2 protein-coding genes are annotated in these 522 nt (G+C 40.0%); both read right to left on the bottom strand.

The window, feature by feature from the left end; genetic code table 11:
* Positions 1-85: 85 nt before the first annotated feature.
* Positions 86-304, bottom strand: a complete 219-nt coding sequence (gene psbL, locus IE178_RS37295; protein WP_498370664.1) for a photosystem II reaction center protein PsbL — start codon at positions 302-304, stop codon at positions 86-88.
* A 9-nt stretch (positions 305-313) separates the two neighbouring features.
* On the bottom strand, positions 314-430 hold the full coding sequence (locus IE178_RS37290; protein ID WP_498370663.1) for a hypothetical protein: 117 nt from the start codon (positions 428-430) through the stop codon (positions 314-316).
* Between the last annotated feature and the right edge of the window lie 92 nt (positions 431-522).

Raw genomic sequence — 522 nt, 5'->3', positions numbered from 1 at the left:
CCGGATATAATTCCTACTATTACTATTCTCTTTCTTTCTCTTAATTTAAGAAAAAATTTGAAAAGAAAACAGCTAGTTCAGCTCGTCATATATAGGCTAAGAACCCCCAGTAGAGACTGGTACGATTCAATTCAACATTTTGTTCGTTCGGGTTTGATTGTGTCATAGCTCTATAATTCGGATTAGGTTTATCATTGGATGAACTGCATTGCTGATATTGACCCCCAAAAAGAGTAGGTACAGCTAGTCCGTGAACAGCCAACCATCGCACTGTAAAAATTGGATAGGTTCGATCTATGGTCATTGGGGCCTCCTAAAAGGATCGACTAAATTCATCGAGTTGTTCCAAAGGATCAAAACGGCCAGTTATTAATGGAATTCCTTGTCGGCTCTCTGTGAAATATTCGTTTGGCCGAGGGCTTCCAAACACATCGTAAGCTAAGGCGTAGGAAATGGTTAGGAAACACTGTGTTTACATATTTGCCACTGTGCAGGAAAATCTGTATAGGTGTTCGAGTGATC

Origin of the sequence: Streptomyces griseoloalbus, assembly GCA_014650015.1 — a bacterium.
Lineage (GTDB): Bacteria > Actinomycetota > Actinomycetes > Streptomycetales > Streptomycetaceae > Streptomyces > Streptomyces griseoloalbus.
The sequence above is the reverse complement of the archived record's forward strand: the minus strand, read 5'-3'. Positions and strand labels throughout refer to the sequence as shown.

Coding starts and splice junctions, on each gene's coding strand:
- psbL (WP_498370664.1), bottom strand. CDS start 304: ATGACCATAGATCGAACCTATCCAATTTTTACAGTGCGATGGTTGGCT.